Genomic DNA, 18,097 nt, shown 5'->3' with positions numbered 1-18,097 from the left:
AGGGCCACCCGCACCCGACGACGAAACCCGCACAACCACCCGCGCCAAAGAGGCCCCGCACCCCCAGGCAAAATGAGCCCATGACTCTCACCGTCGGCTTCGACCTGGACATGACCCTCATCGACTCCCGCCCCGGCATCCGCGCCTGCTACCTCGCGCTGTCGGAGCGGACGGGCACGTACATCGACGCCGATCTCGCGGTGACCCGGCTGGGCCCGCCCCTCGCGGAGGAGCTGATCAACTGGTTCCCGGCGGAGCACGTCGCCGCGATGGCCGACCTGTACCGGGAGATGTACCCGACGACCGCGATCAGCACGACCCCCGCCATGGCCGGTGCCCGGCAGGCGATGGAGGCGGTGCGGGCGGCCGGGGGCCGGACGATGGTGGTCACGGCGAAGTACGAGCCGAACGCCAATCTGCACCTCGCCCACCTGGGCCTGGAACCGGACGTGGTGGTCGGCGACCTGTGGGCCGAGCAGAAGGCGCGCGCCCTGCGTGAGCACGGCGCGCGCGTGTACGTCGGCGACCACGTGGGTGATGTCCGCGGCGCCCGTACGGCGGGCGCGCTGTCCGTGGCCGTGGCCACCGGCCCCTGCGACGGGGACGAACTGCGCGCCGCCGGGGCGGACGTCGTGCTCGACGACCTCGCCGCGTTCCCGGCGTGGCTGGCCGGCTACCGCGAGGCGCCCGGCGCCGTCTCCCCGGCCTGACGCCGCCCGGCGGCGACGGAGCGCAGTATCCCCGCGCCGGCGATCACGAATCCGACGGCCATGAGCATGCTCAAGCCGAACATGAACGTCGGGAAGGGATCGGTACCGAGGAGCAGTGGGGCCACGGTGACCAGAGTGGCCAGTGCCCCGACGAAGAACACGATGACACCGGCGCGGATCAGTCGGTCACCGGGTCCGGCGGAATTCGGTTGGGTTTTGTCACGCACCCGACCAGGGTAGTTCCCAGCGCGAGAGAACAACCGGGGGACGTCTTGTCACCCGCCCGTAGACCACTAGCCTTGGTCGCGGCGGGTCATGGTCGACCCGCTCTCTGCTGTCAGAAACCATTTCCGAGCAGTTTCCCGACGAGTACGAGGACGAGGACAGACGTGCCCACCGGCAAAGTCAAGTGGTTCAACAGTGAGAAGGGCTTCGGCTTTCTCTCCCGCGACGACGGCGGTGACGTCTTCGTGCATTCCTCGGTTCTTCCCGCCGGAGTGGATGTGCTCAAGCCGGGACAGCGCGTGGAGTTCGGTGTCGTCGCCGGTCAGCGCGGCGACCAGGCGCTCTCGGTGACCGTGCTCGACCCGGCGCCCTCGGTCGCGGCGGCCCAGCGGAAGAAGCCCGACGAGCTGGCCTCGATCGTGCAGGACCTGACGACCCTCCTGGAGAACATCACGCCGGGCCTGGAGCGCGGCCGCTACCCGGAGAAGACCTCCGGCAAGAAGATCGCCGGCCTGCTGCGCGCGGTCGCCGACCAGCTCGACGTCTGACCGGCGGACCAGGGCCCGCCGAACAGACCCTGGTCCCGCGGGAGACGCGGGAGAGGCCTCAGGGGAAGGCGAGTGCGTCCGGACCGAGGGGCGGTACCAGCCCCTCGGCGGCCGCACGGGTGAGGAGCCCGCGGATCGCGGCGTAGCCGTCCTCGCCGAGAGCGGCGGTGAACTCGTTCACGTACAGCCCGATGTGCTGGTCCGCGACGGCCGGGTCCATCTCCTGGGCGTGCTCCATCACGTACGGCCTGGACGCCTGCGGGTCGTCCCAGGCGGCCTGCACGGAGGCGCGCACGGACTCGGCGAGCCGGTCCAGCGTGTCCGCGCCCAGCGACCGCTTGGCGATGATCGCGCCCAGCGGGATCGGCAGCCCGGTCGTGCGCTCCCAGTGCTCACCCATGTCGGCGAGCTTGTGCAGCCCGTAGTTCTGGTAGGTGAAGCGCGCCTCGTGGATGACGAGCCCCGCGTCGACCTTGCCGTCCCGCACGGCCGGCATGATCTCGTGGAACGGCATGACGACGATCTCGCCGACACCGCCGGACAGGGTGTCCGCGGCCCACAGCCGGAACAGCAGGTAGGCGGTGGACTTCTCGCTGGGCACCGCGACCGTACGGCCCGTCAGGTCCGCACCCTCCTCGCGGGTCAGCACCAGCGGACCGCAGCCCCGGCCCAGCGCCCCGCCGCAGGGCAGCAGCGCGTACTCCTCCAGTACGTACGGCAGCACCGCGTACGACACCTTCAGCACGTCGAACTCGCCGCGCTCGGCCATGCCGTTGGTGATGTCGATGTCGGCGAAGGTCACGTCCAGCGCGGGTGCGCCGGGGACGCGGCCGTGCGCGAGGGCGTCGAAGACGAAGGTGTCGTTCGGGCAGGGCGAGTACGCGATCTGCAGGTGCTCAGCGGTCATGCGGGTTCCAACTCTCCAGTACGGGCGTGAGCTTCCCGAAGCCCTCGGTGAGGGCGGCGAGGGCTTCGCCGATGCGCCAGGCGGCGCGGTCGCGCGGGCCGACCGGGTTGGACACCGCGCGGATCTCCAGCACGGGCACGCCGTGCGCGGCGGCCGCCTCGGCCACGCCGAACCCCTCCATGCCCTCGGCGAGGGCCCGGGGGTGACGGGCGCGCAGCTCGGCGGCGCGGTCGGCGGTGCCGGTCACGGTGGAGACGGTGAGGACGGTGCCGACACGCGCGCCGGTGGCCTGCGAAATTTCTCGTACGAGTGATTCCGGCGGCCGGTGGGTGACGGTTCCGAAGCCGAGTTCGGTGACCGGGAGGAAGCCGTCGCCGGTCTGGGCGCCCAGATCGGCCACCGTGATCGCGTCGGCGACGACGAGCGAGCCGAGCGGCGCCCGGGGCGGGAAGCCCCCGCCGATCCCGGCGGACATCACGAGGTCGTAGGGCGCCCCGGCGAGTGCCGCCGCGGTCAGCGCGGTGGCGGTGGAGGCGGCGGCGAGGGCCGGTCCGACACCGGCGGCCAGCAGGTCGGGGCCGCCCGGGACCCGGACGAGTCCGGCGCCCGGCAGCCGTACCGCGACCGTCTCGCCGGGGAACGCGCCCGCCACCGCGTCCCGTTCGGCCGGGACGGCGGTGGCGACGAGGACGCGTGCGGAAGGCGTGGTCAGCCCGCCTTCTTCACCTTGAAGGACCACAGGCCCTTGGGCGGGTTGCTGCCCATCTGGATCGACACGGTGTTGGTGTCGCCCTGGGTGCCGTACTGCTGGTTGAAGAACGCGTTGTACGGGAGGGTGCGGGTGGTCAGCTTGCTGGACTCGGAGAACGGGTTGCCGTTCACCAGAATCGTCCAGCCGGCGTCCGCGATCTTCGGGTCGACGCCGAAGCGGACCGTCTGGTCCTGACCCACCTTGATGGACTTGATGTCCTTCGCCTTCTTGGAGCACTTCGCCAGCGACTTGGCGTCCAGCGCCTTGCCGTCGTTGTAGCAGAGCGCCTCCGAGTTGACCGAGTCCTGGCCAACGGTGACGGTCGCGACGGGCGTCGGCTTGTCGCAGGCCGACAGGACGAGCAGTCCGGCGGTAACGGCGCCGGCGGCGGCGACGGCGCGGCGGCGTCGCACAGCACGTGTTACATCAGCGGCTTCGCCGCGGGGCAGCGTGGTCATGGCCGAAGGCTATCGGGCGCCCATGGCCGTCCGCCCACGTGGGGTACGGCGTGCCCGGTTCGTTACGCCACTCGCGCCCTGGTCCGGCCGCCGTGCCGGGCCGAGGCGAGCAGCCCGCGCAGCGTGCTCAGCCAGCCGACGGCCACGAACGCGGCGGCCACGGCGAGACCCAGGGTGCCGTTGAGCGGCATCACGATGCCGACCGCGCCGCCGAACACCCACGCCATCTGCAGCAGTGTCTCGGACCGGGCGAACGCCGAGGTGCGCACCTGCTCCGGCACGTCCCGCTGGATCAGCGCGTCCAGCGACAGCTTGGCCAGCGCCTGTGCGAACCCGGCCACGGCGGCCAGGCAGGCCACGAGGAACGCCCCGAAGAACAGGGCGGCCACGACGGCCGTGCCGAGCGCCACCGCGACGACCGTCACGATGATGATCTCGGGCGCCTTCGACTTCAGCCAGGCGCCCACCGCCGTACCGAGCGCGTTGCCCGCCCCGGCCGAGACCCCGACTATCCCCAGCGAGACCGCCGCGCTCTCGCCGGTCAGCGGGTGCTCGCGCAGCAGGAAGGCGAGGAAGAAGATCAGGAAGCCGGACAGACAGCGCAGCGCGGCGTTGGCGGCCAGGGCGTGCGTGACGGCGGGCCCGACGGTCCGCAGCCCGGGCCGTTTGGCCTGCTGCTTGCGCCGAGGCCCGTGCAGATGCTGTTCGTCGGCCGCGAGCAGCGCCACGTCCTCGCCCTTGGCGGAGTCGACCTTGGGCGGCAGCGAGAACGACAGAAACGTCCCTGCGACGAAGATCACGAACGCCCCGTACAGCGGCCAGGGGTTGCCGAGGGCGTGCAGGCCCGCCCCGATCGGCGCGGCCACCCCGGTGGCCAGCAGTCCGGCCAGGGTGACCCGGGAGTTCGCCTTCACCAGGGAGAAGGCGGGTGGCAGCAGCCGGGGCACGACCGCGCTGCGGACCACTCCGTAGGCCTTGGACGCCACGAGCACGCCCAGTGCCGCGGGATACAGCTCCAGGCTTCCGCTCGCCACGGCCCCCGAGATGATCAGCGCCAGCAGCGCCCGGGCCAGCATCGCCCCGGCCATCGCGGCCCGCCGCCCGTGCGGCAGCCGGTCCAGCAAGGGCCCGATGACGGGCGCCAGCACGGTGAACGGGGCCATGGTGATGGCCAGGTAGAGCGCGACACGCCCACGGGCCTCGTCGGTCGGCACCGAGAAGAACACGGTCGACGCGAGCGCGACCGTGATCATGACGTCCCCGGCGCCGTTCACCGCGTGCAGCTCGATCAGCTTGCCGAGACCCGACTCGCCCGCGCCGTGCGCGTGCGTGACCTTGCGGATGCCGCGCGCGGTGCCGGTCACGGGGAGGTGCAGGGCACGGCCGACCGCGCGGACGGCACCGCCGACCCGGCCCGAACCGCCACCCCGAACGCCGCTGCCCCTGTCCGTGGCTGCCACGTCGTTCATAGTGCCCCGAGACCCCGCCCGATAGTGCGGTTTGAATTCAAGCGAGTCGGCCGGCCCCTTGGTGACGGCCCGGGGCCGGCCGGCTCGCCACCCGATCACCCCATGACGGACACCGGCTCCCGGACCGGTCGTTTTTCGGCCAACCGGACCGCTCGCCGGGGCCGGTTCTCGGCCAACCGGCACGTGTGGCCGGTCGGGAAACATCGCCGGGCAGCGGCGGACTGTCCCCGACCACCGGCGACCGGGTAGCGTGCGTATCTCAGCCATAACGCAGAATGGATGGCAGAGGTGCGCCCGAGCGCGATCGGATGCGGACGTCGATGCGGCCCCCAGGTCCGCTCCGTCCCCCCAACCGCCGGAGGCAGCCGCACTCATTGCAGACGGCGTAGGAGAGAAGCGATACCTGTGAGCGCAGCGACAACGCGAAGCCGCACCCCCGACCGTCTGTGCGCCGAGGCCGTCGACCTCGCCCGCGCCGCCGCGGAGGAGGCCGCCGCACCCGGAGTGGTGGGCGAGCACGTCGGGCTGGTGTCGGAGGGCGACCGTGTTGTCACCCACTTCTTCGAGTGCAAGGAGATGGGCTACCGGGGCTGGCGCTGGGCCGCGACGGTCGCCCGCGCCTCCCGTGCCAAAATCGTGACCTTGGACGAGGTGGTCCTGCTTCCCGGGTCCGACGCCCTCCTGGCCCCCGAGTGGGTGCCGTGGAGCGAGCGCCTGCGCCCCGGCGACCTCGGCCCCGGCGACCTGCTCCCCACCGACCAGGAGGACCTGCGCCTGGAGCCCGGCTACACCGGCGAGGAGGAGCCCCCGCCGAACTCGGTCGTCTCCGGGCAGATGGCGGAACTGGCGGACGCGGAGGACGCGGAGGTCTCTCCCGGCACCCCGGCCGTCCAGCCCACGACGCCCGTCCGCGGGTCGATCGCCTCGGTGGCGGAGGAGCTGGGCATGCGGCGCGCGCGGGTGCTCTCCCGGTACGGCCTGCACATGGCGGCCGACCGCTGGGAGGAGTCGTTCGGCCCCCAGACCCCGATGGCCCAGGCGGCCCCCGCCACCTGCGCGACCTGCGGGTTCCTCACCCCGATCGGCGGCTTGCTCGGCCAGGCCTTCGGCGTCTGCGCGAACGAGTTCTCCCCGGCCGACGGCCGGGTGGTCTCCCTGTCCTACGGCTGCGGCGCCCACTCCGAGGCGGCCGTCATGCCGAAGACCCCGCAGCCGCCCCCGCCGGTCGTCGACGAGACCCGGATCGACGTCTTCCCGCTCCGCCCGGCCCGCGACTCGGGCTCGGTCCCGGAGACGGGCGACGCGGAGACCGCGGAACTCGGCCACTCCTGAGGACGGGCGTCGTGCGGGTGGGGGTACGCGGGCGTGCCGTCCGGTGGATCACGTTCGGGGCGATCGCGTTCGGTTCGCTGTTCCTGATCGTCGGGCTGATCCTCACGGGCGTGTCGGTCTCGTTCCTGTCCGGCGCGAAGCACGCCCGGGGCACGGTGGTGGCGCTGGAGTGGCGCGAGGACCACAGCGGCTCCCGCAGGAAGCGGGCGCACGACGGCCCCGTGGCGTACCCGGTGGTCGCGTTCACCTCGGCGGACGGCGAGCGGCGGACGTTCCGGAGCTCCTTCGGCTCCAACCCGCCGTCCTACGAGAAGGGCGAGCACGTCGAGGTCCTCTACGACGCCGACTCCCCGGACGACGCGCGGGTCAAGGGCTTCGCCTCGCTGTGGCTGCTGCCGCTGATCTTCGGCGGCATCGGCCTGGTGATCACGGGTGTCGGCACGACCGTCGCCCTGGTGACACGGCGCCGCTCCCGCTGAGTTCCCGCCGCGGGCCCGCGGGGATCAGTCGCCGTAGAGCGGCAGGTTCTCCGACGAGATGGTCCAGTCGCCGATGGTGACGTCCTCACCGTAGACGAAGTCCTTGCGGGTCGCGTAGCGCGGCCCGTCGGGGGTGGAGTGGATGTCGGTGAGGACGGTGCCGGTGCCGGTGCGGGGGTCGAAGATCGCGTAGACGGGGATGCCGAGGAGCGGGTAGTCGCGCATCTTGCCGACCCAGTCGTTGTCCGGGTTGGAACGCGATGCGATCTCGATGGCGGCGATCAGCGTGCGCGGGTCGAACGACCCGCCTCCCTCCATGTCCGCCTCGGCGATGACCATGACGTCGGGGCGCCGCATGACGCCTTCCGGCTCGTCCTCCACATCCGGTTCACCGGTGTGGGCCACGATCTCCTCGGGCATCACCTTCTCCAGGCGTTTCCGAAGACGCAGCACGGTGAGTTCGTGCGGCCTGACGGGCGCCATCATGTCGTGGACGATCCCTTCCTTGGTGATCTCGAACTTGCCGGGAATCGTGTCGTCCATCGACTCGATGAGGTCCCGCATGGCCCGGTAGACGTGGTCGGCACCCCGTCGCTCGCTGTCCGGTGCGATGGTCATGGCGCTCGCTCCTCGTCGTCTGTGCCCAGGGGCAAGGATCGTCGCTTTCATGCTAGGCGGCCTCCGGGGGCTCGGGGCTGCAGCTGGAGCAGCGTCCTGGTTCCGGGGAGCGGAAGGCGCGGTCGCAGCCCTCGCAGTTCTGGAGCGGGTGCCGGGCCGCCGGCGGGGATGCCGGGGCGCGGAACGGGGGCGGTGGTGGCAACTGGGCCGCCAGGCGGTGGGCCAGCAGGGCCGCCGGGCGGCACAGGGGCTCGTCCGGCAGGCCCGTGGTCAGCGCGTGCCGTACGGCCGAGGGGGTCGCATCCCGTTCCAGCCAGGCGACGACTCCCGGCGCCAGATGGGCGGTGTCCCGGGCCGACAGCAGCAGGCGGGAGTCGTGGCGGCGGAGGTCCGCCAGGAGATCCGTGGCCTGCTGGACCAGGGCGGGAGCGGGCCGGGCCGGACGGGGTACGGCCGGCAGCGCCCTGCTCGCGGTCTTCTTCTTCCGGGGCGGCGGCGCCGCGGCGACGTCCCCGCCGCCTCCCGGCTGGTTGCAGGAGACCGTACGCGTGACGATACGGCCGTCGGCGCCGCGTTTGCGCTCGCGCCGCAGGTAGCCGTGGGCCTCCAACTCCCGCAGCGCGGCAGCGATCCGGACCGCGCCCTCGGGGAAGCGGGCGGTCAGGGTCCGGATGTCGACGCGGGACCCCGCGGGCAGCGACTGGATGTGCACCCCGAGCCCGATCGCGAGCCCGGACAGCTCCGGATGCTGGGCCAGGTGGTTGCCGACCACCGTGAAGCGGGCGGAGTGGCGGGTGTTGTCGTGGATCAGCCCGCCGGCCGCGGACCGCCGGTTCGGGTGGTTCTTGGCGACAACTCGGGACTGGGCGCGCACGGGCGCGCTACGGTTCTGGGTATCCATCGGGAAGGTGCTGTTCCTAGGTGGTCAGGCCCTCGATCGGGATCGCTACTCCCGGCCGGGGGCCGTTTTTTTTGCCGGTTTGCCAATTTGCCCTGCTTGCTGCGCCGAGCGTAGAGCGATCAACGGGGCGCCACGCCAGCCGCGTTGGCGATGTTCACCCTGGAGAGTGAGCGTGCGCCGTGGCGGGCGGGAGGGGTGGGGCTTGGCGGGGTTCTTTCTCCCTCGTGGTCCTTTGGGAAAGAGCGCCACTCGGACCGGAGCACGAATTCCCGGGTCGCGGTGGCAGAGCGATCTCCGCCCACACCGTCTTGCGCGGCGTGAGGCCCGGCGTGACGCCCCAGCGGTCGGCCAGCGCGTCGACCAGCAGTAACCCGCGCCCCGACTCGCCGTCCGGGTCCGCGTTCCCGATGCGGGGGAGCCGGTCGCCGCGGGTGTCGGTCACCTCGATCCGCAGGACGTCCGCGACGGCGTAGAGCGTGAGCCGGAAGTCGCGGCCCGTCACCCGCCCGTGCGTGGCCGCGTTCGCCGCCAGCTCGGCCACGATCAGCGCCGCCGGATCCACCGGCAGCTCCCAGGAGCTGAGTTGCTCCGTGGCGAGCAGCCGGGCCAGCCGGGCGCCGCGCGGCGTGGGGGAGAGCCGCACGCTGAAGTTCGGGATACGGGTGGAGATTTGCTGATTCACGTCACTCAGCGTGGCGGCGTATGCCTACCGTGAACAGTGACGATGTCGGTACGTAGAGTCACTGTCCGGGGCTTGTCCGGTGGTGTCCGGTCTGTCGGGACAGCGGGGACGGGAAGGGGGCGCGCCATGGGCGAGGAAGAGGAACCGGGCTGGGAGGTCGACCCGGACGACGACTGGGGAGTCGCCGTCATCACCACCGTGGGACGGCAGCTCAGGCTGCGCCGCGAGGCGGTGGGCATGCGCGCGGCCGAGTTCGGCAGGGTCGTGGGCTACGGCGAGGACATGGTCTACAAGGTCGAGAGCGGCAAGAGGATCCCGCGCCCGGAGTTCCTGGACAAGGCGGACGAGGTGCTGAGCGCGGGCGGGCTGCTCGCCGCGATGAAGGAGGACGTGGGCAAGGTCCGGTATCCGAAGCGGGTGCGGGACTTGGCTGACATGGAGGCCAAGGCCGTCGAGTACGGGGTGTACGTCGGGCTGAGCGTCCACGGGTTGTTGCAGATCCCGGAACATGCGCGGGCGCTGTTCGAGGTGTCTCAGTCCGCCTATGCGGAAGAGCAGTTGGAAAGCCTGGTATCCGCTCGCATGGCACGTAAATCGATCTTCGAGCGCTCCCCGGCGCCGGCGCTCAGCTTCGTCCAGGAGGAAGTGACGCTACGCCGAAAGGTGGGAGGCACAATGGTGTGGCGTCAGCAGCTCGAACACCTGCTGGGTGTCGCTCAGCTCCGTAACGTCACGTTGCAGGTGATGCCGACTGACTCGGGGGCCCACCCGGGGTTGAGTGGCAAGATCGAGGTGCTGAAGTTCGGAGACGGTACGGCACTGGGACGCTCCGAAGGGGCGTACAACGGCCGCCCGACCTCCGACTCGAAACAGCTCCGCATCCTTGAGCTGCGGTACAGCACCATTCGGGCGCAGGCTCTCTCCCCACGAGAGTCGGTGGCCTTCATCGAGCAACTGCTGGGAGAGACATGATCCGCGAGTTGGTCTGGTTCAAGAGCAGCCACAGCGACGGTCCCGAAGGTGACTCCTGCGTCGAAGTGGCCCTCGACTGGTTCAAGAGCAGCTACAGCAGCAGCAGCGAGGGCGACTCCTGCCTCGAAGTGGCTCCCACGCCCTCCACCATCCACATACGCGACTCCAAACAGGACGCCGGCCCCTTGCTGACCGTCACCCCCGCCACCTGGGCGACCTTCGTCGCCTACGCCTCCCACCGCTGACGCCGGGGCCGGACGGCCACCCGCTCACGGGGCTGTACCTTCGTCCTCACGCAGACGAGGAGAGTGAACGTGAGCAAGTACGTGCGGCCGGCGACCGAGGGCGCCGACCCCTTCGGCACCGCCCGTCTTCGCCGCGGTGTCCTCGACGCCTGGGCCACCAGCCCCGCCCGGTTCCGCGAGGACGCCAACGCCGAGGAGGACCTGGTCCTCGGCGGCTACCGGGACCGGCTCGTCATCGAGCTGGCCCAGAACGCCGCCGACGCCGCCGCCCGGGCGAGGGTGCCGGGGCGGCTGCGTCTCACTCTCCGCGACGGTGTCCTGGTCGCCGCGAACACCGGCGCCAACCTGGACGCGACCGGTGTCGAGTCGCTGTCCACCCTGCGCGCGTCCGCCAAGCGGGACACCGACGACACCCACGGCGCCGTCGGCCGGTTCGGCGTGGGCTTCGCCGCCGTACTGTCCGTCACCGACGAACCGGCGATCGTCGGCCGGCACGGCGGGGTCCGCTGGTCGCTGGCCGAGGCGCGGGAGCTGGCCGCCGACACCGCCCGGCACAGCCCCGGACTCGGGGACGAGGTCCGGCGCCGGGACGGGCACGTGCCGCTGCTGCGGCTCCCGTTCGCCGCCGAGGGCTCCGCCCCGGACCCGTACGACACCGCCGTCATCCTGCCCCTGCGCGACGCTGCCGCCGCCGATCTCGCCGAACGCCTCCTCGACGCCGTGGACGACGCCCTGCTCCTCGCCCTGCCCGGGCTCGAGGAGGTCGTGGTCGAGGTCGACGGCGACGCCCCGCGCACCCTGCGCCGCCGCACCGAGGACGCCGTCACCGTCGTGGAGGACTCCCGGGACGGCGTGACCCGCTGGCGCACCGCCGCCTCGCACGGACCGCTCACCGCCGAGCTGCTCGCCGACCGGCCGGTGGAGGAGCGCCTGCGCCCGCACTGGTCGGTGACCTGGGCCGTACCGGCGGACGACCAGGGCCGACCGGCCCGGCCGCGCACGGCGGCGGTCGTGCACGCCCCCACCCCGAGCGACGAAGCCCTCGGCGTCCCCGCGCTGCTCATCGCGTCCTTCCCGCTGGACACCACCCGCCGGCACGCGGCACCCGGCCCGCTGACCGACTTCCTGGTGCGGCGGGCGGCGGACGCGTACGCCGAACTGCTCGCCGAGTGGCGCCCGGTGACCGACGGGGTCATCGACCTGGTGCCCGGACCGCTGGGCAAGGGCGAGCTGGACGGCGCGCTGCGCCAGGCGATCCTGGAGCGGCTGCCGCGTACCGCCTTCCTGCCCCCGGCCGCCGACCACAAGGAGGACGACGACCTCCCCGAGGCGCTGCGGCCGAGGGACGCCGAGATCGTGGAGGGCGCCGGGGCGGACACCGTGCGGGTCCTCGCCGAGGTGCTGCCCACCCTGCTGCCCGCCGGTCTCGAACGCCGGGTGGAGCTGCGCACCCTCGGGGTCGCCCGGCTCCCCCTCGCCGACGCCGTCGACCGGCTCGCCGGTCTGGAGAAGGACCCCGACTGGTGGTGGCGGCTCTACGACAGCCTCGCCGGCGTCGACCCCGACCGCCTCTCCGGGCTGCCGGTTCCCTTGGCCGACGGCCGCACCACCATCGGGCCCCGGCAGGTGCTGCTGCCCAGCCCCGACGCCGCCGCCCTGGACCCCGACGTGCTCGGCCGGCTCGGGCTGAAGGTCGCCCACGAGGACGCCGTCCACCCGCTGCTGGAGAAGCTGGGCGCGCTGCCCGCGACCCCGCGCGCGGTGCTGACCACGCCGCAGGTGCGGGCCGCGGTGGCGGCCTCGCTGGACGACGAGGGCGGGGCGCTGTGGGAGGAGGACGCGCCGGGCGCGGAGGAACTGGCCGACACCGTCCTCGCGCTCGTCCGCGACGCCGCCCTCGAACCCGGTGACGAACCCTGGCTGGGCGCGCTCGCGCTGCCCGACGAGGACGGCGAACTCGCCCCGGCCGGCGAACTGGTCCTGCCCGGCAGCCCGTTCGCGCGTGTGATCCGCGAGGACGAACTGGCGGCGGTCGATCGCGACCTGGCCGACAAGTGGGGCGAGCAGCCGCTCACCGCCTGCGGGGTGCTCGCGAACTTCGCGCTCGTCCGCGCCACGGACGTCGTCCTCGACCCGGACGAACTGGAGCCCCGGGAAGGGGACTTCGCCGAGCCGGACGACGCGGGCCTGCTGGACGCCGTGGACGTGTGGAGCGAGGACGTCCTCGACCGCTTCCCGGACACACCCGTGCCGCCGGTCGCCACCGAGCTGGTCGCCGTCCGCGACCTCGACCTGGTGGACGACGGCAAGTGGCCGCAGGCACTCGCGCTGCTCGCCCAGCCGCCGCTGCGCGACGCCCTCACCCAGCCGGTGCGCGTCCTGCTGCCCGACGGCACCCACGAGGTCGTACGGCCCTACACCGCGTGGTGGCTGCGCGGGCACCCGGTGCTCGACGGCCGCCGCCCGGCGGGCCTGCTCGCGGCCGGCGGCGACCCGCTCCTGCACGGCCTGTACGACGAGGCCGACGCGACCGGCTTCGACGACGAGCAGGTGCTGCGCGCGCTGGGCGTACGGACCTCCGTCGCCGCCCTGCTCGACGAGCCCGGCGGCGCCGCCGAACTGCTGGACCGCCTGTCCGACCCCGAGCGGCCCGTGAGCCCGGCCCAGCTGCACGGCCTCTACGGCGCGCTGGCCGAGCTGGACCCGGAGCGGGTGACCCTGCCGGACGAGCTGCGGGCCGTCGTGGACGGCCGGGTCGAGGTGGTGGACGCGGCCGACGCGGTGGTCGTGGACTCCCCGGACCTGCTCCCCTTCACCTCCGGCGTCCCGCTGCTGCCGGTCCGCCCGGCCCGGGCCGCCGAACTGGCCGAGCTGTTCCAGGTGCGGCGGCTGAGCGAGTCCGTCACCGGGTCGGTCGAATCCGACGGCGCCGAGCACGACGTACCGGACGCGGTGCGGGTGCTGCTCGGGCCGCGCACGCCCGGCACCTATGTGGAGCACGAGGAACTGGTCGTGGACGGCGTCGAGATCGACTGGCGCCTCACCGACGACGGCACGCTGCACGCGGCCACCCTGGAGGGCGTCGCCGCGGGCCTCGCCTGGGCGGCCCGCCAGTGGCCCCGCCGCTTCGAGGTGGCGGCCCTGCTGGAGGACCCGTCCAGGACGGGGGAGTTGGCGCGGGACCGCTGGTTCGACTGAGGTTCGCCGCCGATTTCGTAAGTCACTCGCAAAACCTTCAACTTTCCTACAACCGTTCCCCTGGGTGGCGGGTCTGATCAACGAGTCGTCTGACTCCACGATCCTTTTGGGCACTTCCGTGCCCACCCTCTCCACACAGGGGAACGCATGCGCATACGTGCCACCGTGGCCGCCGTCACCGGCGCCCTGGCCCTCTCCGCCTTCGTCGTGCCGGCCGCGCAGGCCGCCGACGGCTCCTCTTACAGCCCCGCCGACCTGGTGAAGGACGCCCGCGCGCTCCACGCCTCCTCCGGCAAGTCGGCGTTCAGCTCCTCCGCCGCGGCCACCGACGAGCCCTACACGCTGGACCTCAGCTTCTCCGGCGTGAAGATCAACAACGGCAAGCCGATCGTCGTCGGCACCACCAACCGCGTCTCCGTGCCGGTCACCTACAAGGTCACCCACGGCGCGGACGTCGACATCTACGCCCCTGACTTCTTCATGGACGTGGACATCTACCGCGGATCGTTCGACGACCCGAACGCCCGCTTCCAGGTCGGCGACGACTGGCCGACCTGCACCGACACGTCGGCGACCGTGGCCTCCTGCAAGGGGACCATCGACATCTACCCGCGCGACCCCGACTTCGGGCTGATCAACGCCGACGCCACCACCTGGAAGGCCGAGGGCTACGCCTACGCCTTCAACGGCCAGGACCCGAGCGCCGACGACTTCGACCCCAGCAAGGTCGGCTTCGTGGCCCAGGACGGCCTCGGCACCACCAAGCTGCAGCGCTACTCCAAGCTCACCGTGAACGCCTCCCCGGAGCCGGTCACCAAGGGCAAGACCATCACGGTCACCGGCAAGCTCTCCCGGGCCAACTGGGAGGACCACCTGTACCACGGCTACACCGGTCAGTCGGTGAAGCTCCAGTACCGCAAGAAGAGCTCCAGCACCTACACCACGCTGAAGACCATCACCACCAACTCCACCGGCAACCTGAAGACCACCACCACGGCCACGGCCGACGGTTACTACCGCTTCTCGTTCGCCGGCACCTCGACCACCCCGGCGGTCAACGCCGCGGGCGACTACGTCGACGTGCGGTAAACAGCACCGCTCACCGCTCCGGCCCCGGAAACCCGCCGTTTCCGGGGCCGGAAGCTTTCCTCTCACTTGCGCCAAGGAGTCGCCCCACCTGGGTAACGGGACGGTAATCGGAGCCCAAAAACTGGCCGGAAGGCGCTTTCGCCCTACAACCAGCGCCCCGTGTCGCGGATCTGATCGCGTGAGTCAGCCGACTCCGTGATCACTTCTCCCTCCAAGGGAACCGCACATGCGCATACGTGCCACCGTGGCCGCCGTCTCCGGCGCCCTGGCCCTCTCCGCCCTCGTCGTTCCGGCCGCGCACGCGGCCACGCCGAGCGGCACGCCGTACACCCTCGACGCGAGCTTCTCCAGCGTCACGATCGCCAAGGCGATCAAGGTCGGCACCACCAACGCGGTCAGCACCAAGTACACCTACACGCTGACCCACGGCGCCGACGTCGACATCACCGCGAAGGACTTCTACACCGACGCGTTCCTCTACCGCGGCTCCTTCGACGACCCGAGCGCCGAGCTGTACGGCGACAACGGGGCGACCTGCACCGCCACCTCGGCGACCACCGCCACCTGCACCGGCACGATCGACATCCACCCGGCCGACGGCGACCTGACGAACGCGGGCGCCGGCACCTGGACCGTGGCCGCCGAGGCCGTCGCCTTCAACGGGCAGGACCCGGACAGCCCGGACATGAGCAAGGTCGGTTACAAGGACCAGGACGGCCTCGGCGCCACCCTGGTCCAGCGCTACTCCAAGCTCACCGTGAACGCCTCACCGGAGCCGGTCTACAAGGGCAAGACCCTCACGGTCACCGGCAAGCTCTCCCGCGCCAACTGGGAGGACCACCTGTACCACGGCTACACCGGCCAGCCGGTCAAGCTCCAGTTCCGCAAGGCGGGCACGAGCACGTACACCACCGTCAAGACGGTCTACTCCGACTCGACGGGCAGCCTGAAGACCACCACCACGGCCTCCTACGACGGCTACTGGCGCTTCAGCTTCGCGGGCACCTCGACCACCCCGGCGGTCAGCGCCACGGGTGACTACGTCGACGTGAAGTAGGCCTCACGCCGGAAAGCGGCGGCCGACCCATTTCCACAGGAATTCCAGGGCGGCCGCCGCCACCGCCGCGATGGCCACCGCCGTCCACGGCATGGTGACGCCCACCAGCTTGAGGGCGAAGAAGTCCTGCAGCGCCGGTACGACGAGGATCAGCAGGAAGGCCGCGCCCATCGCGGCCACCAGGGCGATCCGCCACCAGGTGTACGGGCGGGCGATGATCGCCAGGACCCACATGGAGATCAGGAACAGCGTGAGGGTGGCCGCGCTGGTCTCCGCCTCCAGGGAACCGGGGCCCGTGTAGTAGTGCCGGGCCAGCAGGTACGTCGCGAAGGTCGCCGCCCCCGCCACCACCCCGCCGGGCACCGCGTACCGCATCACCCTGCGGACGAAGTGGGGGTGGGCCCGCTCCTTGTTGGGGGCCAGGGCCAGGAAGAAGGCCGGGACGCCGATGGTGAGGGTGGACAGCAGGGTCAGGTGACGCGGCAGGAACGGGTACTCCACCTGCCAGCACACCACCAGCAGCGCCAGCAGCACCGAGTACACCGTCTTGACCAGGAACAGCGTCGCCACGCGCGTGATGTTGCCGATCACCCGGCGGCCCTCGGCGACCACCGACGGCAGCGTGGCGAAGCTGTTGTTCAGCAGCACGATCTGAGCCACCGCCCGGGTGGCCTCCGAGCCCGAGCCCATGGAGACGCCGATGTCCGCGTCCTTCAGGGCCAGCACGTCGTTCACGCCGTCCCCGGTCATCGCGACCGTGTGCCCGCCCGACTGGAGCGCGCCGACCATGTCCCGCTTCTGCTGCGGGGTGACCCGGCCGAAGACGGTCCCCTCGTCCAGTGCCTTCGCCATGTCCCGCGGGTCGGCCGGCAGCCGGCGCGCGTCCACCGCCGTACCGGACAGGCCCAGCTTGGCCGCGACCGCGCCGACGGACACCGCGTTGTCACCGGAGATGACCTTCGCGTGGACCCGCTGGTCGGCGAAGTAGCGCAGGGTGTAGCCGGCGTCGGGGCGCAGCCGCTGCTCCAGCACGACCAGCGCGGTGGGGTGGGCGCCGTGGGCCGGTTCGGGGTCGTCGAGGTCGCGGGTGGTGCGGGCCAGCAGCAGGACTCGCAGGCCCTGTTCGTTCAGGCGCTCGGTCTCGGCCAGGGCGGGGTCGTCCTGGGGGAGCAGTACGTCGGGGGCGCCCAGCAGCCAGGTGCTGGCCTCGCCGTCGCCCTCGCTGAACGCGGCGCCGCTGTACTTGCGGGCGGAGGAGAAGGGCAGCGACTCGACGCAGCGCCACTCCTCGCTGTCGGGACAGGCATCGATGATCGCCTGGAGGGAGGCGTTGGGGTGCGGGTCGGACTCGCCGAGGGCGCCGAGCACCTTGCGCACATACGGTTCGTCGGCCCCGTTCAGCGCCCGCAGCTCGGTGACGTCCATGCCGCCCTCGGTCAGCGTGCCGGTCTTGTCCAGGCAGACGGTGTCCACGCGGGCCAGGCCCTCGATGGCGGGCAGCTCCTGCACCAGGCACTGCTTGCGCCCGAGCCGTATGACCCCGATGGCGAAGGCCACGGAGGTGAGCAGCACCAGCCCCTCCGGGACCATCGGGACGATGCCGCCGACCGTGCGGGCGACCGCGTCCTTGAGGTTGTCGTTCTTCACCACCAACTGGGTGATGACCAGGCCGATCGCGGCGGGGACCATCATCCAGGTCACGTACTTCAGGACCGTGGAGATGCCGGTGCGCAGCTCGGAGTGGACGAGTGTGAACCGGGACGCCTCCTCGGCGAGCTGTGCGGCATACGCCTCCCGGCCCACCTTGGTCGCCCGGAACGCGCCACCGCCGGCCACGACGAAGCTGCCGGACATGACCTGGTCGCCGGGCCGTTTGAGCACCGGGTCCGCCTCGCCGGTGAGCAGCGACTCGTCGATCTCCAGGCCGTCGGCCTCCGCGCACACCCCGTCCACGACGATCTTGTCGCCGGGGCCCGTCTCCACGAGGTCGTCGAGGACGATCTCGTTCGTGGCCACTTCGACGGCGGCCCCGTCGCGGCGGACGGTGGGCCGGGCCTCGCCGATCACGGCGAGCGAGTCCAGGGTCTGCTTGGCCCGCCACTCCTGCACGATCCCGATACCGGTGTTGGCGAGGATCACGAAGCCGAAGAGGCTGTCCTGGATCGGCGCGACGAACAGCATGAGCAGCCACAGCACACCGATGATCGCGTTGAAGCGGGTGAAGACGTTCGCGCGGACGATCTCGCCCATCGAGCGGCTGCTGCGCACCGGGACGTCGTTGACGTCGCCCCGCGCGACGCGCTCGGCGACCTCGGCCCGGGTCAGGCCCGCCGACCGCACCCCTGGCAGAGCCACCGGGTGCACCGGGTCGAGTTCGGCCCCCGCGTCGATGTGCGTCATGCATTCGACGGTACGTGCGGACCCGCGGCTTCACCTGCCGAGTGGGCGGAAGATCC

18 protein-coding genes are annotated in these 18,097 nt (G+C 71.9%); 9 read left to right on the top strand and 9 right to left on the bottom strand.

The annotated features are described in order from the left end of the window. Window positions 1-80: 80 nt before the first annotated feature. Complete coding sequence (locus ABZ478_RS14030) at window positions 81-710, top strand: HAD family hydrolase (protein WP_359548637.1); 630 nt, start codon at window positions 81-83, stop codon at window positions 708-710. Here ABZ478_RS14030 and ABZ478_RS14025 read toward each other — a convergent pair. Continuing rightward, a complete protein-coding gene (locus ABZ478_RS14025) occupies window positions 674-937 on the bottom strand; it encodes a hypothetical protein (protein ID WP_359548635.1) in 264 nt (87 codons plus the stop codon). The genes ABZ478_RS14030 and ABZ478_RS14025 overlap by 37 nt on opposite strands. A gap of 162 nt (window positions 938-1,099) precedes the next feature. Between ABZ478_RS14025 and ABZ478_RS14020 the strand changes: the two genes are divergently transcribed. Continuing rightward, a complete protein-coding gene (locus ABZ478_RS14020) occupies window positions 1,100-1,483 on the top strand; it encodes a cold-shock protein (RefSeq protein ID WP_284505005.1) in 384 nt (127 codons plus the stop codon). 58 nt (window positions 1,484-1,541) lie between these two features. On the opposite strand, the gene ABZ478_RS14015 is transcribed toward ABZ478_RS14020, so the two are convergent. The 4 genes from ABZ478_RS14015 to ABZ478_RS14000 all read right to left on the bottom strand — a co-directional run bounded on the left by ABZ478_RS14015 (window position 1,542) and on the right by ABZ478_RS14000 (window position 5,068). Further along, window positions 1,542-2,390 (bottom strand): 1,4-dihydroxy-6-naphthoate synthase, encoded by an 849-nt coding sequence (locus ABZ478_RS14015; RefSeq protein WP_359548633.1) that lies wholly within the window; start codon window positions 2,388-2,390, stop codon window positions 1,542-1,544. Then, window positions 2,380-3,129, bottom strand: coding sequence for a futalosine hydrolase (locus ABZ478_RS14010; RefSeq protein WP_359548630.1), 750 nt, complete (start codon window positions 3,127-3,129; stop codon window positions 2,380-2,382). Before ABZ478_RS14010 ends, ABZ478_RS14015 begins: the two co-directional genes overlap by 11 nt. Continuing rightward, on the bottom strand, window positions 3,099-3,599 hold the full coding sequence (locus tag ABZ478_RS14005; RefSeq protein WP_358930767.1) for a DUF2771 domain-containing protein: 501 nt from the start codon (window positions 3,597-3,599) through the stop codon (window positions 3,099-3,101). The genes ABZ478_RS14010 and ABZ478_RS14005 overlap by 31 nt, the downstream gene beginning before the upstream one ends. A 62-nt stretch (window positions 3,600-3,661) precedes the next feature. Further along, entirely contained in the window at window positions 3,662-5,068 is a 1,407-nt protein-coding gene (locus ABZ478_RS14000; RefSeq protein ID WP_359548628.1) for an MFS transporter, read from the bottom strand. Window positions 5,069-5,473: 405 nt separating this feature from the next. On the opposite strand from ABZ478_RS14000, the gene ABZ478_RS13995 reads away from it, so the two are divergent. Then, window positions 5,474-6,400, top strand: a complete 927-nt coding sequence (locus ABZ478_RS13995; protein ID WP_359548626.1) for a DUF3027 domain-containing protein — start codon at window positions 5,474-5,476, stop codon at window positions 6,398-6,400. Window positions 6,401-6,411: 11 nt separating this feature from the next. Next, window positions 6,412-6,879, top strand: coding sequence for a DUF3592 domain-containing protein (locus ABZ478_RS13990; protein ID WP_359548623.1), 468 nt, complete (start codon window positions 6,412-6,414; stop codon window positions 6,877-6,879). A 24-nt stretch (window positions 6,880-6,903) separates the two neighbouring features. Here ABZ478_RS13990 and ABZ478_RS13985 read toward each other — a convergent pair whose 3' ends face one another. The 3 genes from ABZ478_RS13985 to ABZ478_RS13975 form a co-directional block, all read right to left on the bottom strand. Beyond that, on the bottom strand, window positions 6,904-7,497 hold the full coding sequence (locus tag ABZ478_RS13985; protein WP_359548621.1) for a Uma2 family endonuclease: 594 nt from the start codon (window positions 7,495-7,497) through the stop codon (window positions 6,904-6,906). A 52-nt stretch (window positions 7,498-7,549) separates the two neighbouring features. After that, entirely contained in the window at window positions 7,550-8,398 is an 849-nt protein-coding gene (locus tag ABZ478_RS13980; RefSeq protein WP_359548619.1) for a helix-turn-helix domain-containing protein, read from the bottom strand. 154 nt (window positions 8,399-8,552) lie between these two features. After that, a complete protein-coding gene (locus tag ABZ478_RS13975) occupies window positions 8,553-9,080 on the bottom strand; it encodes an ATP-binding protein (RefSeq protein WP_359548617.1) in 528 nt (175 codons plus the stop codon). Window positions 9,081-9,206: 126 nt separating this feature from the next. Here ABZ478_RS13975 and ABZ478_RS13970 point away from each other — a divergent pair, with 126 nt between their 5' ends. From ABZ478_RS13970 to ABZ478_RS13950, 5 genes are all read left to right on the top strand, one after another. Then, window positions 9,207-10,052 (top strand): helix-turn-helix transcriptional regulator, encoded by an 846-nt coding sequence (locus ABZ478_RS13970; protein WP_359548616.1) that lies wholly within the window; start codon window positions 9,207-9,209, stop codon window positions 10,050-10,052. Continuing rightward, a complete protein-coding gene (locus tag ABZ478_RS13965) occupies window positions 10,049-10,297 on the top strand; it encodes a DUF397 domain-containing protein (RefSeq protein WP_359548613.1) in 249 nt (82 codons plus the stop codon). Before ABZ478_RS13970 ends, ABZ478_RS13965 begins: the two co-directional genes overlap by 4 nt. A gap of 69 nt (window positions 10,298-10,366) precedes the next feature. Then, window positions 10,367-13,495, top strand: a complete 3,129-nt coding sequence (locus ABZ478_RS13960) for a molecular chaperone Hsp90 (RefSeq protein ID WP_359548610.1) — start codon at window positions 10,367-10,369, stop codon at window positions 13,493-13,495. Window positions 13,496-13,642: 147 nt separating this feature from the next. Beyond that, the gene (locus ABZ478_RS13955) at window positions 13,643-14,584 is read left to right on the top strand and encodes a hypothetical protein (RefSeq protein ID WP_359548607.1); all 942 of its coding nucleotides are present in this window, start codon (window positions 13,643-13,645) and stop codon (window positions 14,582-14,584) included. Window positions 14,585-14,810: 226 nt separating this feature from the next. Further along, on the top strand, window positions 14,811-15,641 hold the full coding sequence (locus tag ABZ478_RS13950) for a hypothetical protein (protein WP_359548605.1): 831 nt from the start codon (window positions 14,811-14,813) through the stop codon (window positions 15,639-15,641). A 3-nt stretch (window positions 15,642-15,644) separates the two neighbouring features. Here the strand turns inward: ABZ478_RS13950 and ABZ478_RS13945 are convergent, their stop codons facing one another. Continuing rightward, window positions 15,645-18,041, bottom strand: a complete 2,397-nt coding sequence (locus tag ABZ478_RS13945) for an HAD-IC family P-type ATPase (RefSeq protein WP_359548603.1) — start codon at window positions 18,039-18,041, stop codon at window positions 15,645-15,647. Window positions 18,042-18,097: the final 56 nt, after the last annotated feature.

Origin of the sequence: Streptomyces sp. NPDC005706 (assembly GCF_040631045.1) — a bacterium.
In the GTDB taxonomy this organism is placed as follows: Bacteria; Actinomycetota; Actinomycetes; order Streptomycetales; family Streptomycetaceae; genus Streptomyces.
This window is presented reverse-complemented; position numbering and strand designations above follow the sequence as displayed.